Below are 13,644 nucleotides of genomic sequence, written 5' to 3'. Positions count from 1 at the left end.
CATAAGATCGGAGTGAACCCATGAAGCTGCCATTTGCTGGACGTCTTCTTGCTGTTGCTGTGCTTGCTGCCGCATCCGCCGCTTTGCCTCTCTCTTCTGCATTTGCCGATGACGCTGCCAAAACGCCTACCGTGGGTTTGGTGATGAAGTCCCTTGCCAATGAGTTTTTCGTCACCATGACCGACGGTGCGAAGGACTACCAGAAAGCGCACCCAACAGAATTCAAGTTGATCTCCAACGGCATCAAGAACGAAACCGATACCAGCGCGCAGATCGCCATTGTCAACGAAATGATCAACGCCAAGGTCGATGCGCTTGTCATCGCTCCCGCCGACTCCAAGGCACTCGCCAGTGTGCTGAAGAAAGCTTCCGATGCCGGTATCAAAGTCGTCAACATCGACAACCGCCTGGACCCGGAAGTACTCAAAAGCAAAAACCTCAATATCCCGTTCGTAGGCCCGGATAACCGCAAAGGCTCCAAGCTGGTGGGCGACTACCTGGCCAAGCAACTGGCCGCCGGTGACAAGGTCGGCATCATCGAGGGCGTACCCACTACCACTAATGCCCAGCAGCGCACCGCAGGCTTCAAGGATGCGATGGACGCGGCAGGCATGAAGATTGTTTCCACCCAATCCGGTAACTGGGAAATCGACCAAGGCAACAAGATCGCGGCAGCGATGCTGAGCGAAACACCGGATATCAAGGCGCTGTTGGCCGGTAACGACAACATGGCGCTGGGCGCTGTTTCCGCCGTGCGTGCGGCAGGCAAGGCCGGCAAGGTGCTGGTTGTGGGTTATGACAACATTGACGCGATCAAACCAATGCTCAAGGACGGTCGTGTGTTGGCCACCGCTGACCAGGCCGCTGCCCAGCAAGCCGTGTTTGGTATCCAGAACGCGCTGAAGCTGGTCAAGGGTGAGAAAGTCGATGCCAAAGATGGCGTGATCGAAACCCCGGTCGAGCTCGTCATCAAGCAGTAATCCTGGCAGTACCCAACAGCGCCTGCTCGTCCTGAGCGGGCGCCTGGAGATTTTCCTATGTCATCTTCCGCCCCGAACGCTGTCCTCTCGGTCAGCGGTATCGGTAAGACCTATGCCCAACCGGTTCTGTCCGACATCACCCTGACGCTCAATCGCGGGGAAGTGTTGGCGCTGACCGGTGAGAACGGCGCAGGCAAAAGCACCTTGTCGAAGATCATCGGTGGCTTGGTCACGCCCACTACCGGGCACATGCAATTCAATGGTCAGGATTACCGCCCCGCCAGCCGCACCCAAGCCGAAGCCTTGGGCGTGCGCATGGTCATGCAGGAACTCAACCTGCTGCCGACGCTGACCGTGGCTGAGAACCTATTCCTGGATAACCTGCCGAGCCGCTGTGGCTGGATCAGCCGCAAACAACTGCGCAAAGCCGCGATCGAAGCCATGGCCCAAGTCGGCCTGGACGCGATCGACCCGGACACGCTGGTGGGCAGCCTGGGCATCGGTCACCAGCAAATGGTCGAGATCGCCCGTAACCTGATCGGCGACTGCCATGTACTGATCCTCGACGAGCCCACGGCGATGCTTACTGCTCGTGAAGTCGAGATGCTGTTCGAACAAATCACGCGCCTGCAGGCTCGAGGCGTGGCGATCATTTATATTTCTCACCGGCTCGAAGAGTTGGCCCGTGTCGCCCAGCGCATTGCGGTATTGCGCGACGGCAAGCTGGTCTGCGTCGAGCCGATGGCCAATTACAACAGTGAGCAGTTGGTGACCTTGATGGTCGGTCGCGAACTGGGTGAACACATCGATTTGGGCCCGCGCACCATCGGAGGCCCGGCCTTGACGGTGAAGGGCCTGACCCGTTCGGACAAGGTCCGCGATGTGTCCTTTGAAGTGCGCGCCGGTGAAATCTATGGCATTTCCGGCCTGATCGGCGCCGGCCGCACCGAATTGCTGCGCCTGATCTTCGGCGCCGACCCGGCCGACAGCGGCACCGTGGCCTTGGGTTCGCCGGCCAAGGTGGTGAGCATTCGCTCGCCGGTGGACGCGGTCGGTCATGGTATTGCCTTGATCACCGAAGACCGCAAGGGTGAGGGCCTGCTGTTGACCCAATCCATCAGCGCCAACATCGCCCTGGGCAACATGCCGGAAATTTCCGGCGGTGGCGTCGTCAACAGTCGCAACGAAACCGCTCTGGCCAAGCGCCAGATCGACGCCATGCGTATCCGCAGTTCCAGCCCGACGCAACTGGTGTCCGAGCTGTCGGGTGGTAACCAGCAGAAGGTGGTGATTGGCCGCTGGCTGGAGCGCGATTGCGCGGTGATGCTGTTCGATGAGCCCACCCGTGGTATCGACGTCGGTGCCAAGTTCGACATCTACGCTTTGCTCGGTGAGTTGACCCGTCAGGGCAAAGCGCTGGTAGTGGTGTCCAGTGACCTGCGTGAGCTGATGCTGATCTGTGACCGCATCGGTGTGTTGTCCGCCGGGCGGCTGATCGAGACCTTCGAGCGTGACAGCTGGACCCAGGACGAATTGCTCGCCGCCGCCTTTGCCGGCTATCAGAAACGTGATGCGCTGCTCAACGAAGCCGCGCCTAGGAATACCCCATGAAAACAAGCATTTCCCCCGGTAAAACTGGCGGCAACTTCTATGGCCTGGGTACTTACCTGGGGCTGGCAGGTGCCTTGCTGGCGATGATTGCGCTGTTCTCGGTGCTCAGCGATCACTTCCTGTCCTATGACACCTTCAGCACCCTGGCCAACCAGATTCCTGACCTGATGGTGCTCGCGGTGGGCATGACCTTCATCCTGATCATTGGCGGCATCGACCTGTCCGTGGGCTCGGTGTTGGCATTGGCAGCCTCGGCAGTCAGCGTGGCGATCCTGGGCTGGGGCTGGAGCGTGTTGCCCGCCGCCCTGTTGGGCATGGGCTGCGCGGCGTTGGCCGGCACCATCACCGGTTCCATCACGGTGGCCTGGCGCATTCCGTCATTTATCGTATCCCTCGGCGTGCTGGAGATGGCCCGCGGCGTGGCCTACCAGATGACGGGCTCGCGCACCGCTTATATCGGTGACTCATTTGCCTGGCTGTCCAACCCGATTGCTTTTGGTATTTCCCCGTCGTTCATCATTGCGCTGCTGGTGATTATTGCGGCCCAGTTGGTGCTGACCCGTACTGTGTTCGGGCGTTACCTGATCGGCATCGGTACCAACGAAGAAGCGGTGCGCCTGGCGGGTATTAACCCCAAGCCATACAAGATTCTGGTGTTCAGCCTGATGGGCCTGCTGGCCGGTGTGGCGGCGCTGTTCCAGATTTCGCGCCTGGAAGCGGCGGACCCGAATGCCGGTTCGGGCCTGGAGCTGCAAGTGATCGCCGCCGTGGTGATCGGCGGCACCAGCCTGATGGGCGGGCGTGGCTCGGTCATCAGTACGTTCTTCGGGGTGTTGATTATTTCGGTCTTGGCCGCCGGGCTGGCACAGATCGGCGCGACGGAACCGACTAAACGTATCATTACCGGCGCCGTGATCGTGATTGCCGTGGTCCTCGATACTTACCGCAGCCAGCGCGCCAGTCGGCGGGGCTGAACCATGGCAACGATCAAGGATGTGGCAGCGCTTGCAGGTATTTCCTACACCACCGTGTCCCATGTGGTGAACAAGACGCGCCCAGTCAGCGAGCCGGTACGCATCAAGGTCGAGGCGGCGATCAAGCAGTTGGACTACGTGCCCAGTGCCGTCGCACGCTCGCTCAAGGCCAAGACCACGGCCACCATCGGCCTGCTGGTGCCCAATAGCCTCAACCCGTATTTTGCCGAACTGGCTCGGGGTATCGAGGATTGCTGCGAGCGTAATGGCTATTGCGTGATCCTCTGCAACTCGGATGACGACGCAGAGAAACAGCGCAGTTACTTGCGCGTGTTGCTGGAAAAGCGCGTCGATGGCTTGATCGTGACATCCGTGGGCGGCGATGACAGTGGCCTTGCCGCGGGCTTGAGTGCAGTGCGCACGCCCATGGTGATTGTCGACCGGGCGCTGGATGGGATTGATGTGGACCTGGTGCGCATCGATCACGAAGAGGGCGCTTACCTGGCGACCCGGCACTTGCTTGAACTGGGGCACCGGGACATCGCCTGTATCGGCGGCCCTGGGCATACCCGCGTGGCGCAGATGCGCCTGGCGGGTTACCAGCGTGCATTGCGCGAGGCGGGCATCGAGGTGTTGGCCAGTCGTACCCTGGAAAGCGATTTCACCAGCACGGGCGGGTATGCCGCAGCCGTAGAGTTATTATCGCAACACCCGCCCAGCGCGATTTTCGCCAGCAACGATATGATTGGTTTTGGCGTGCTGCGCGCCGCCGCCGAGCGCAATGTGCGGGTGCCGGGCGAGCTGTCGGTCATCGGTTTCGATGACATCCAGATGGGGCGCTACGTCTACCCCGCGCTGACGACGGTCGGCCAGTCGATCCTGCAATTGGGCGAGACTGCGGCCGAATTATTACTGCAACGAATAGCAACACCCCAACTGCCGATCGATCAACGTATCGTGACGCCCAGTATTGTTTTGCGTGAGTCGACTGCGCCATTGGCTGATGTGTTCGCCCAATACCGCTGAACCGAATTGATGAGTACTGATGTATGCCAGCAAAAGTAGTGGTAATAGGCAGCTTGAACATGGACCTGGTCACTCGCGCCAGTCGCTTGCCGCGTGCCGGTGAAACCCTGATCGGCCAGACGTTCTCCACTGTGCCCGGCGGCAAGGGCGCCAACCAGGCCGTCGCCTCGGCACGCCTGGGGGCGAGTGTCGCCATGGTGGGATGCATCGGTACCGACGCCTATGGCAGCCAATTGCGCGATGCGCTGTTGGTGGAAGGGATCGATTGCCAGGCCGTCAGCACGGTGGACGGCTCCAGCGGTGTGGCATTGATCGTGGTCGATGACAGCAGCCAGAACGCCATTGTCATTGTGGCCGGCAGCAACGGTGAGCTGACGCCTGCGTCGCTGCGAACGTGCGACGCTGTGCTGCAGGCGGCAGACGTGATCATCTGCCAGCTTGAGGTGCCGATGGAGACTGTTGGGTATGCGCTCCAGCGGGGGCGCGAACTGGGCAAGACGGTCATTCTCAACCCGGCCCCGGCAAGCGGGCCGTTGCCCGCTGATTGGTATGCCTCGATCGATTATCTGATCCCCAATGAAAGCGAGGCCAGCGCTCTGAGTGGCGTGACGGTCGACTCCCTCGACAGCGCCAAGGTCGCCGCGACCGCGCTGATCCAGGCGGGCGCCGGTAAGGTCATCATCACCCTGGGCGCCCAGGGCGCGCTGTTTGCCGACGGCCAGAGCTTTGAGCACCTGGTGGCGCCGAAGGTCAAGGCGGTGGATACCACCGCTGCTGGCGATACCTTTGTCGGTGGCTTTGCCGCCGCGCTGGCCGCGGGCCAGAGCGAAGCCCGGGCGATCCGTTTTGGCCAGGTGGCGGCGGCATTGTCAGTGACCCGCGCCGGCGCTCAGCCTTCCATTCCTACGCTGCACGACGTACAAGGTTTTGTGCCCGCATGAAAAAGACACCTTTGCTGAATATCGCACTGTCGCGCGTGATCGCGTCCCTGGGTCACGGCGACATCCTGGTCATCGGCGATGCCGGCCTGCCGGTGCCTCCCGGCGTCGAACTGATCGACCTGGCACTGACTCAGGGCATCCCTGACTTCATCAGCACCTTGCGCATCGTGCTTAGCGAAATGCAGGTGGAAAGCCATGTGCTGGCAGAAGAGATCCTGCTGAAGCAACCGCCCGCGCTGACCGCGCTAAATGCGCTCACAGAGCAGGCTGCACTGGGTGAGCGCCGCCTGCTCAGCCATGACCAATTCAAGCAATTGAGCCGCAATGCCCGCGCCGTGGTGCGCACTGGCGAATGCCAGCCGTACTGCAATATCGCGCTGGTGTCCGGCGTAACGTTCTAGCGTCCCCCCAATGACAAGGAGTGCTTTATGCAACGTGGTCTACCTACCCTGAAAAACCTGTTCCGGAGTGTTCTGCTTTTGTCCGCGCTCACTGCTGCAAGCGCCCAAGCGGCGGAAAAAATCGACCTGATCATCGATACCGACCCGGGTGCCGATGACGTGGTGGCCTTGCTGTTCGCCATGGCCTCGCCGCAGGAGTTGAGCATTCGTGCGCTGACCACCGTCGCCGGCAATGTGCGCCTGGACAAGACCTCGCGCAACGCACGCCTGGCGCGCGAGTGGGCAGGGCGCGAGGACATCCCGGTGTACGCCGGTGCGCCAGCGCCGCTGCTGCGCAAACCGATCTACGCCGAGAATATTCATGGCAAGGAAGGCATCTCGGGCGTCACGGTGCATGAACCGAAAAAAGGTCTGGCCGAAGGCAATGCGGTCGACTATCTGATCAACACCCTGAGCAGCGCCAAGCCGCACAGCATCACCATCGCCATGCTCGGCCCGCAGACCAACCTGGCACTGGCACTGACTCAAGCGCCCGAAATCACCCAGGGCATCAAGGAAGTGGTCGTGATGGGCGGCGCCCACTTCAATGGCGGCAATATCACCCCAGTGGCTGAGTTCAACCTGTTCGCCGATCCGGTGGCGGCGGAGATCGTGCTCAAAAGCGGTGTGAAGTTGACCTACCTGCCGTTGGACGTGACCCATAAAGTCCTCACCAGCGACGCCCGCCTGAAGAAGATTGCGGACCTGAACAACAACGCGAGCAAGGTCGTTAGCAGTATTCTGAATGAGTACGTCAAAGGCGATATGGAGCACTACGGCATTCCGGGTGGCCCGGTCCATGACGCTACCGTGGTGGCGTACCTGCTCAAGCCTTCGCTGTTCAGCGGTCGTGAGGCCAATATGGTAGTCGACAGCCGCGAAGGCCCGACCTTCGGCCAGACCATCGTCGATTGGTACGATGGGCTCAAGCAGCCAAAGAATGTGTTCTGGGTTGAGAATGGCGACGCCCAGGGCTTCTTCGATCTGTTGACCGAGCGCCTGGCGCGTCTGAAGTAAGTTAGCGGGGCGGCACTCGTCGCCCGGTTCTAATCGCGCTCTTGGGCGCCCCTGTAGTCGGCCGGGTATTTCTCGAATATCTGGCCGATGAACGCTTGCGCCGCCTGGGTGCCCAGTTCCTTGACCAACAGATCGATACCAATGATCGCCAGTTCTTCCGGGCTTCCGGGGCTGTAGGAACTTTGCCCTTGGGGCCACTTGGCTTTGATGTCGGCTTGAAGCGTTACGGTGGTCATGGAAATCTCACGGGCTGAAAATGCGGGGTAGTGCACTGGAACGCCGTTCCAGAGGGGCGCAGTTAAGCATTTTGTACGGCATTTGGCACTGCTACTTAGGCATGAAGCAGCGGCTGTGCGACACTGTCGGCCTGTTAAATGGCCGGGAAACACCGCGTGCAAATCGATTTGAGCAACCCCGACAACCTGACGCTGGAGGCCGTGCGCCAACTGCTTGGCAGCGCCAGTGACGACGAACATACCCAGCTGCGGGTGAGCAAGGCAGGCGTTGCCTACATTTCTTCCGGCGTAGTCGGGGGGGCTGATATCGGTGGCCTGCTGTTTCGCCTGGAGACCTGGGCCAAGGGTTCCGGTTATGTCGGCCTCGTGGCGGCCAGTGATGAAGTGTGGGTCATGCAGATTTTTAACGCGCTGAAGCAGAATTGGCCTACAGCGACGTCAGACTATATCGACATCTACTAAGTGCGTTCATATCTAGTCACGATTGACAGGGCGCTTGCCAGCAGTGAGTCAGGCAGACTTGCCCACAAGCGGTTAACGTCTTGAAACCAATCGCTTTGACTGATGTCGCACGATCTCTCTCCACTTTTTATCATAGGAGGCTTCATGCCTTGGAAGCTCGCATCATTCGGTACTTTGTTGGCTGCGCTCGCGTTGGCAGGTTGCAGCACCCCGGGTGCCTCTGAGCCAGGCAAAGCTGCCACTGCGACCGATGCCGGTCATAGCCGCTGTGAGTCGAAGGCTGCAGAGTTCGCCATCGGCCAGAAGGCCTCGCCCCAGTTGCTGGAGCAAGCTCGCACACGTGCCGGCGCGCAGAATGCACGCATTCTCAAGCCCAATGACATGATCACGCTGGAATATCGCTCCGACCGCTTGAACCTGAACACCGACAACAATCTGGTGATCAACCGGGTTAACTGCGGCTGATACGGCTTTTGCATTACCCATAAAAAACCCCGTCACATGGACGGGGTTTTTTTAGCTCAGCGGAGAATTACTCGCCGCGAACCTGTGCAGCTTGCATACCCTTTTGGCCTTTCTCAGCCACGAAGGAAACGGTTTGGCCTTCTTTCAGGCTTTTGAAACCGTCGCTTTCGATAGCTTTGAAGTGTACGAACAAGTCGTCACCGCCACCTGTAGGAGTGATGAAGCCGAAGCCTTTTTCATCGTTGAACCATTTAACGGTGCCGGTTTGGCGATTAGACATGGTGTATCTCCAAGAAACATATATTTTCAGTAGTGCTGTGCTGCTCAGGCCAACTGGGCACACTGGGCTATCATAGTCGAAATGTTCGGCTTGGGAGCCCCCCCAAGGCACTGTTTGCTAATCAATCGCTTTGCGTTTGATTCATCATTCGGCTGAAAGCCCCGATTTACGGGGCTTTGCGACGAAATATCAGCTGTTAAAAAAAGCCGTAAAACCTGCATAATTTGTGTGAAATGGCAGTTTTCAGGCTGTTTTTCCAGCGAAATGGCCGTCGAATCGTCAGCCAATCTTACTTTTTCTTCACCACTTTGCAGGACGAAATAGCCGCGACCGCTTTGTTTTTAAGCTCCGGGCTGGCGTTCTGGTTGGTCATCAATTCCTTGATCTCGGCAGTACTCAATTCGGCATTGATCTTGTCAGCGCCGCATTCGCAGTGGGCCTTGGCGGTCTTGACGTCCACGTTCTGGCTGGCGGCGGCACTGCAGTCGTTGACGAAGGCGTCACGGGCGCCGGCTGGCCAGTTGGAAGGCGCTGCAGCCTGCGCGCCGAGGGAAAGGAGGCTCAGGGTAGCGGCGACAGCGAGGGTAGAGGTAAAACGCATCATGGGATGCTCCTTTGGGTCGAGGACGAACGGCGATTCTCAGTGGCTTTGAGGCCCTGCGTACAGCTCAAGTTCACTTTCGCAGCTATAAAGCCATGAATTGCTCTTTACCCAACGCTTGGCCGACGCGATGACCGTTCATCTGTGCTAGCATCCTTGCCTGGCTATTTCCGGGCGCGCCATTTGCCGCCTTGCCAGGTCCTTTTTGTTCACTCCAGTCACTCTGGTTCGATTATCGGTTGGCCGAAAGGCTCCTGCCGCTGTAAGGCAGGCGTTCTTCATTGAACGGCCTGGTGTTGGATCTTGTACTGGCTCATCCCAACCCACGTGACCTTTGGTAGGGGTCACCACTAGGAGAGGAGGCGCCATGCCAACTATTACTCTTCCCGACGGCAGTCAACGTTCATTCGATCATCCGGTTTCCGTAGCCGAGGTCGCCGCATCCATTGGTGCTGGCCTGGCCAAGGCCACGGTGGCCGGCAAGGTCGACGGCAAGCTGGTTGACGCCAGCGACCTGATCACCAGCGACGCCAGCCTGCAAATCATCACGCCCAAGGACCAAGAGGGGTTGGAGATCATTCGCCACTCTTGCGCGCACTTGATTGGCCATGCGGTCAAGCAACTGTATCCAACCGCCAAGATGGTGATCGGCCCGGTCATTGAAGAAGGCTTCTATTACGACATCGCCTATGAGCGTCCTTTTACTCCGGACGACCTGGCGGCCATCGAGCAGCGCATGCACGCGCTGATCGAAAAAGATTACGACGTCATCAAGAAAGTCACCCCCCGTGCCGAAGTGATCGACGTGTTTACCGCGCGTGGCGAAGACTACAAGCTGCGCCTGGTGGAAGACATGCCGGACGAGCAGGCCATGGGCCTGTACTACCACGAAGAATACGTCGACATGTGCCGTGGCCCGCACGTGCCGAACACGCGCTTTCTCAAGTCGTTCAAGCTGACCAAGCTGTCCGGTGCCTACTGGCGCGGCGATGCAAAGAACGAGCAACTGCAACGGATCTACGGCACTGCCTGGGCTGACAAGAAACAGCTGGCCGCCTACATCCAGCGCATCGAAGAAGCCGAAAAGCGCGACCACCGCAAGATCGGCAAGCGCCTGAACCTGTTCCACCTTCAGGAAGAAGCGCCGGGCATGGTGTTCTGGCACCCGAATGGCTGGACCCTGTACCAGGTGCTTGAGCAGTACATGCGCAAGGTGCAGCGCGAAAACGGTTACCTGGAGATCAAGACTCCACAGGTGGTCGATCGCAGCCTGTGGGAGAAATCCGGGCACTGGGCCAACTACGCCGACAACATGTTCACCACCCAGTCGGAAAACCGCGACTACGCCATCAAGCCGATGAACTGCCCGTGCCACGTGCAGGTCTTCAATCAGGGCCTGAAGAGCTACCGCGAGTTGCCGATGCGCCTGGCCGAATTCGGTGCCTGCCACCGTAACGAGCCATCGGGTGCGCTGCACGGCATCATGCGCGTGCGTGGCTTCACCCAGGACGACGCCCACATCTTCTGCACCGAAGAGCAGATGCAGGCCGAGTCCGCAGCGTTCATCAAGCTGACCATGGACGTTTATCGCGATTTCGGCTTTACCGAAGTCGAGATGAAGCTGTCCACTCGTCCGGAAAAGCGCGTCGGTTCCGACGAGCTGTGGGATCGCGCTGAAGCGGCACTGGCCGCTGCGCTCGACAGTGCGGGCCTTGCGTACGATCTGCAGCCGGGTGAGGGCGCCTTCTACGGTCCGAAGATCGAGTTCTCGCTCAAAGATTGCCTTGGCCGTGTCTGGCAGTGTGGTACCCTGCAGCTCGATTTTAACCTGCCGATCCGTCTGGGAGCCGAATACGTCTCCGAAGACAACAGCCGTAAACACCCGGTTATGCTGCACCGGGCGATCCTCGGTTCGTTCGAGCGGTTCGTCGGTATCCTGATCGAGCACTACGAGGGCGCGTTCCCTGCGTGGCTGGCTCCGACTCAGGCAGTGATCATGAATATCACTGATAAACAGGCAGATTTTGCCGCTGAAGTTGAAAAAACTCTCAACGAAAGCGGGTTTCGTGCCAAGTCCGACTTGAGAAATGAAAAGATCGGCTTTAAAATCCGCGAGCATACCTTGCTCAAGGTTCCCTATCTCTTGGTTATCGGAGATCGGGAAGTCGAGATGCAGACTGTCGCTGTGCGTACTCGTGAAGGTGCTGACCTGGGCTCGATGCCCGTCGCCCAGTTCGCTGAGTTCCTCGCGCAAGCGGTTTCCCGGCGTGGTCGCCCAGATTCGGAGTAATTATTATTAAGCGTGAAATGAGACAAGATAAACGAGCTGCACCGAAAGCCCCGATCAACGAGAATATCTCGGCACGCGAGGTTCGGTTAATTGGCGCTGATGGCGAGCAGATTGGCATCGTCTCGATTGATGAAGCGCTTCGTATTGCAGAAGAGTCCAAGCTGGACCTGGTGGAAATCTCCGCCGATGCAATCCCACCTGTTTGTCGGGTGATGGACTACGGCAAATCGATCTTCGAAAAGAAGAAGCAGGTTGCCGCAGCGAAGAAGAACCAGAAGCAGATTCAAGTAAAAGAAATCAAGTTTCGTCCAGGGACGGAGGAAGGGGATTACCAGGTAAAACTGCGCAACCTGGTACGTTTCCTGAGTGATGGGGACAGGGCCAAGGTATCCTTGCGATTCCGCGGCCGTGAGATGGCCCACCAGGAGCTGGGGATGGAACTCCTCAAGCGGGTTGAAGCTGACCTGCTCGAGTACGGTTCGGTCGAACAGCATCCTAAGATGGAAGGACGCCAGCTTATTATGGTCATCGCCCCGAAAAAGAAGAAGTAATCAACAGGGCACGGCAGGCCTTCTGATTATGTTTATCAACTGAATGCGGAGTACCGAACATGCCAAAGATGAAAACTAAAAGTGGTGCTGCTAAGCGGTTTCTGAAAACTGCTAACGGCATCAAGCACAAGCACGCTTTCAAGAGCCACATCCTGACCAAAATGTCGACCAAGCGTAAGCGTCAACTGCGCGGTAGCAGCTTGCTGCATCCGTCTGACGTGGCAAAAGTCGAGCGCATGCTGCGCCTTCGTTAATTTTGGTTCAAGAATAGAGGAAGTAACTCATGGCTCGTGTAAAGCGTGGCGTCATGGCCCGTAAGCGTCACAAAAAAATTCTGAAACTTGCTAAAGGCTACTACGGCGCGCGTTCACGCGTATTCCGTGTTGCCAAGCAAGCGGTAATCAAGGCAGGCCAATACGCCTACCGCGACCGTCGTCAGAAAAAACGTCAGTTCCGCGCTCTGTGGATCGCTCGTATCAATGCTGGTGCACGTGTTAACGGTCTGTCCTACAGCCGTTTCATCGCTGGCCTGAAAAAAGCGTCCATCGAAATCGACCGTAAGGTTCTGGCTGAACTGGCCGTGAACGAAAAAGCGGTGTTTGCTGCGATTGTCGAGAAAGCTAAAGCCTCTTTGGCTTAAGTACCCCCGACAGTCACCCTGGGCTACTCCTGTAGCCCAAGGTGGTAAACGTCATAAATAGGGGAAGAGCCTTCAAGCTCTTCCCCTATTTTGTATCTGGAGTCTGTACATGGAAAACCTGGACGCGCTCGTCGCCCAAGCCCTTGAGGCTGTGCAAAGCGCTGAAGATGTAAATGCCCTGGAGCAAATCCGGGTTCACTACCTTGGCAAGAAAGGTGAATTGACTCAGGTGATGAAGACCCTGGGAAATCTGCCTGCTGAAGAGCGTCCGCAAGTCGGTGCGCTGATCAACGTCGCCAAGGAGCGTGTCACAGAGGTTCTCAATGCGCGCAAGGCGTCGCTCGAGGAGGCCGATCTTGCGGCCAAGCTCGCCGCCGAGTCCATTGACGTGACCTTGCCTGGTCGTGGCCAGGCCTCGGGCGGTCTGCATCCGATCACCCGGACTCTGGAACGTATCGAACAGTTCTTTACCCACATCGGCTACGGCATTGCCGAAGGCCCTGAGGTCGAAGACGACTACCACAACTTCGAGGCGCTCAACATCCCAGGCCATCACCCGGCCCGGTCGATGCACGACACCTTCTATTTCAACGCCAACATGCTGCTGCGCACCCATACCTCGCCGGTACAGGTCCGCACCATGGAAGCGAACAAGCCGCCGATCCGCATTGTCTGCCCAGGCCGTGTGTACCGTAGCGACTCGGATATCACCCATTCGCCGATGTTCCACCAGGTCGAAGGCCTGCTGGTTGATCGCGATATCAATTTCGCCGACCTCAAAGGCACCATCGAGGAATTCCTGCGGGTGTTCTTCGAAAAAGAGTTGGCGGTACGTTTCCGTCCTTCGTTCTTCCCGTTCACCGAGCCATCGGCTGAAGTCGACATGGAATGCGTGATGTGCAGCGGTAAAGGCTGCCGTGTGTGCAAGCAGACCGGCTGGCTGGAAGTGATGGGCTGCGGCATGGTTCACCCCAACGTGCTGCGCATGTCCGGGATCGACCCGGAAGAGTTCTCGGGCTTTGCCTTCGGCATGGGCGTTGAGCGTCTGGCCATGCTGCGTTACGGCGTGAACGACTTGCGTCTGTTCTTCGACAACGACTTGCGGTTCCTCGCGCAATTTCGCTAGTCGT

General features: G+C 58.5%; 17 protein-coding genes. 14 read left to right on the top strand and 3 right to left on the bottom strand.

Annotated features, from left to right (window positions below):
• Positions 1–20 precede the first annotated feature (20 nt).
• From RHM69_RS10380 to RHM69_RS10350, 7 genes are read left to right on the top strand one after another with little or no spacing between them, the layout of a single operon-like run.
• Positions 21–980 (top strand): sugar ABC transporter substrate-binding protein, encoded by a 960-nt coding sequence (locus tag RHM69_RS10380; RefSeq protein WP_014719130.1) that lies wholly within the window; start codon positions 21–23, stop codon positions 978–980.
• A 57-nt stretch (positions 981–1,037) separates the two neighbouring features.
• Complete coding sequence (locus RHM69_RS10375; RefSeq protein WP_019820902.1) at positions 1,038–2,591, top strand: sugar ABC transporter ATP-binding protein; 1,554 nt, start codon at positions 1,038–1,040, stop codon at positions 2,589–2,591.
• On the top strand, positions 2,588–3,565 hold the full coding sequence (locus RHM69_RS10370) for an ABC transporter permease (RefSeq protein ID WP_003192502.1): 978 nt from the start codon (positions 2,588–2,590) through the stop codon (positions 3,563–3,565). The genes RHM69_RS10375 and RHM69_RS10370 overlap by 4 nt, the downstream gene beginning before the upstream one ends.
• 3 nt (positions 3,566–3,568) lie before the next feature.
• A complete protein-coding gene (locus RHM69_RS10365) occupies positions 3,569–4,591 on the top strand; it encodes a LacI family DNA-binding transcriptional regulator (protein WP_200600647.1) in 1,023 nt (340 codons plus the stop codon).
• 23 nt (positions 4,592–4,614) lie between these two features.
• Positions 4,615–5,532, top strand: a complete 918-nt coding sequence (rbsK, locus tag RHM69_RS10360; RefSeq protein WP_019820904.1) for a ribokinase — start codon at positions 4,615–4,617, stop codon at positions 5,530–5,532.
• Entirely contained in the window at positions 5,529–5,933 is a 405-nt protein-coding gene (gene rbsD, locus RHM69_RS10355; RefSeq protein WP_019820905.1) for a D-ribose pyranase, read from the top strand. Before rbsK ends, rbsD begins: the two co-directional genes overlap by 4 nt.
• Positions 5,934–5,960: 27 nt before the next feature.
• Positions 5,961–6,989 carry a nucleoside hydrolase gene (locus tag RHM69_RS10350; protein WP_019820906.1) on the top strand — a complete coding sequence of 343 codons (1,029 nt, stop codon included), beginning with the start codon at positions 5,961–5,963 and terminating at the stop codon, positions 6,987–6,989.
• A 29-nt stretch (positions 6,990–7,018) separates the two neighbouring features.
• Here the strand turns inward: RHM69_RS10350 and RHM69_RS10345 are convergent, their stop codons facing one another.
• A complete protein-coding gene (locus RHM69_RS10345; RefSeq protein WP_014719124.1) occupies positions 7,019–7,225 on the bottom strand; it encodes a hypothetical protein in 207 nt (68 codons plus the stop codon).
• A 156-nt stretch (positions 7,226–7,381) separates the two neighbouring features.
• On the opposite strand from RHM69_RS10345, the gene RHM69_RS10340 reads away from it, so the two are divergent.
• Together RHM69_RS10340 and RHM69_RS10335 are read left to right on the top strand one after the other, a co-directional pair.
• The gene (locus RHM69_RS10340; RefSeq protein WP_014719123.1) at positions 7,382–7,687 is read left to right on the top strand and encodes a hypothetical protein; all 306 of its coding nucleotides are present in this window, start codon (positions 7,382–7,384) and stop codon (positions 7,685–7,687) included.
• Between the two features lie 144 nt (positions 7,688–7,831).
• Entirely contained in the window at positions 7,832–8,152 is a 321-nt protein-coding gene (locus tag RHM69_RS10335) for an I78 family peptidase inhibitor (RefSeq protein ID WP_003192494.1), read from the top strand.
• Positions 8,153–8,219: 67 nt separating this feature from the next.
• On the opposite strand, the gene RHM69_RS10330 is transcribed toward RHM69_RS10335, so the two are convergent.
• Together RHM69_RS10330 and RHM69_RS10325 are read right to left on the bottom strand one after the other, a co-directional pair.
• Positions 8,220–8,432 (bottom strand): cold-shock protein, encoded by a 213-nt coding sequence (locus RHM69_RS10330; RefSeq protein WP_003192493.1) that lies wholly within the window; start codon positions 8,430–8,432, stop codon positions 8,220–8,222.
• Between the two features lie 289 nt (positions 8,433–8,721).
• Positions 8,722–9,036, bottom strand: coding sequence for a hypothetical protein (locus tag RHM69_RS10325; RefSeq protein ID WP_019820908.1), 315 nt, complete (start codon positions 9,034–9,036; stop codon positions 8,722–8,724).
• A 364-nt stretch (positions 9,037–9,400) separates the two neighbouring features.
• Between RHM69_RS10325 and thrS the strand changes: the two genes are divergently transcribed.
• The 5 genes from thrS (at position 9,401) to pheS (ending at position 13,640) form a co-directional block, all read left to right on the top strand.
• Positions 9,401–11,323, top strand: a complete 1,923-nt coding sequence (thrS, locus tag RHM69_RS10320; protein WP_003192490.1) for a threonine--tRNA ligase — start codon at positions 9,401–9,403, stop codon at positions 11,321–11,323.
• Complete coding sequence (gene infC / locus RHM69_RS10315) at positions 11,323–11,874, top strand: translation initiation factor IF-3 (protein ID WP_015884933.1); 552 nt, start codon at positions 11,323–11,325, stop codon at positions 11,872–11,874. The genes thrS and infC overlap by 1 nt, the downstream gene beginning before the upstream one ends.
• Positions 11,875–11,933: 59 nt before the next feature.
• Positions 11,934–12,128, top strand: a complete 195-nt coding sequence (gene rpmI, locus RHM69_RS10310; RefSeq protein ID WP_002553160.1) for a 50S ribosomal protein L35 — start codon at positions 11,934–11,936, stop codon at positions 12,126–12,128.
• A 29-nt stretch (positions 12,129–12,157) separates the two neighbouring features.
• A complete protein-coding gene (gene rplT, locus RHM69_RS10305) occupies positions 12,158–12,514 on the top strand; it encodes a 50S ribosomal protein L20 (protein ID WP_003192488.1) in 357 nt (118 codons plus the stop codon).
• Between the two features lie 109 nt (positions 12,515–12,623).
• Positions 12,624–13,640, top strand: a complete 1,017-nt coding sequence (pheS, locus tag RHM69_RS10300) for a phenylalanine--tRNA ligase subunit alpha (protein ID WP_003192486.1) — start codon at positions 12,624–12,626, stop codon at positions 13,638–13,640.
• Positions 13,641–13,644 lie beyond the last annotated feature (4 nt).

This window comes from Pseudomonas sp. CCI1.1 (assembly GCF_034348165.1).
Classification (GTDB): domain Bacteria; phylum Pseudomonadota; class Gammaproteobacteria; order Pseudomonadales; family Pseudomonadaceae; genus Aquipseudomonas; species Aquipseudomonas paracarnis.
This window is presented reverse-complemented; position numbering and strand designations above follow the sequence as displayed.

Bases quoted from the DNA above. Each gene is read 5' to 3' on its own strand.
- RHM69_RS10380 (WP_014719130.1), top strand. From the start codon at position 21: ATGAAGCTGCCATTTGCTGGACGTCTTCTTGCTGTTGCTGTGCTTGCT.
- RHM69_RS10375 (WP_019820902.1), top strand. From the start codon at position 1,038: ATGTCATCTTCCGCCCCGAACGCTGTCCTCTCGGTCAGCGGTATCGGT.
- RHM69_RS10370 (WP_003192502.1), top strand. From the start codon at position 2,588: ATGAAAACAAGCATTTCCCCCGGTAAAACTGGCGGCAACTTCTATGGC.
- RHM69_RS10365 (WP_200600647.1), top strand. From the start codon at position 3,569: ATGGCAACGATCAAGGATGTGGCAGCGCTTGCAGGTATTTCCTACACC.
- rbsK (WP_019820904.1), top strand. From the start codon at position 4,615: ATGCCAGCAAAAGTAGTGGTAATAGGCAGCTTGAACATGGACCTGGTC.
- rbsD (WP_019820905.1), top strand. From the start codon at position 5,529: ATGAAAAAGACACCTTTGCTGAATATCGCACTGTCGCGCGTGATCGCG.
- RHM69_RS10350 (WP_019820906.1), top strand. From the start codon at position 5,961: ATGCAACGTGGTCTACCTACCCTGAAAAACCTGTTCCGGAGTGTTCTG.
- RHM69_RS10345 (WP_014719124.1), bottom strand. From the start codon at position 7,225: ATGACCACCGTAACGCTTCAAGCCGACATCAAAGCCAAGTGGCCCCAA.
- RHM69_RS10335 (WP_003192494.1), top strand. From the start codon at position 7,832: ATGCCTTGGAAGCTCGCATCATTCGGTACTTTGTTGGCTGCGCTCGCG.
- RHM69_RS10330 (WP_003192493.1), bottom strand. From the start codon at position 8,432: ATGTCTAATCGCCAAACCGGCACCGTTAAATGGTTCAACGATGAAAAA.
- RHM69_RS10325 (WP_019820908.1), bottom strand. From the start codon at position 9,036: ATGATGCGTTTTACCTCTACCCTCGCTGTCGCCGCTACCCTGAGCCTC.
- thrS (WP_003192490.1), top strand. From the start codon at position 9,401: ATGCCAACTATTACTCTTCCCGACGGCAGTCAACGTTCATTCGATCAT.
- rpmI (WP_002553160.1), top strand. From the start codon at position 11,934: ATGCCAAAGATGAAAACTAAAAGTGGTGCTGCTAAGCGGTTTCTGAAA.
- rplT (WP_003192488.1), top strand. From the start codon at position 12,158: ATGGCTCGTGTAAAGCGTGGCGTCATGGCCCGTAAGCGTCACAAAAAA.
- pheS (WP_003192486.1), top strand. From the start codon at position 12,624: ATGGAAAACCTGGACGCGCTCGTCGCCCAAGCCCTTGAGGCTGTGCAA.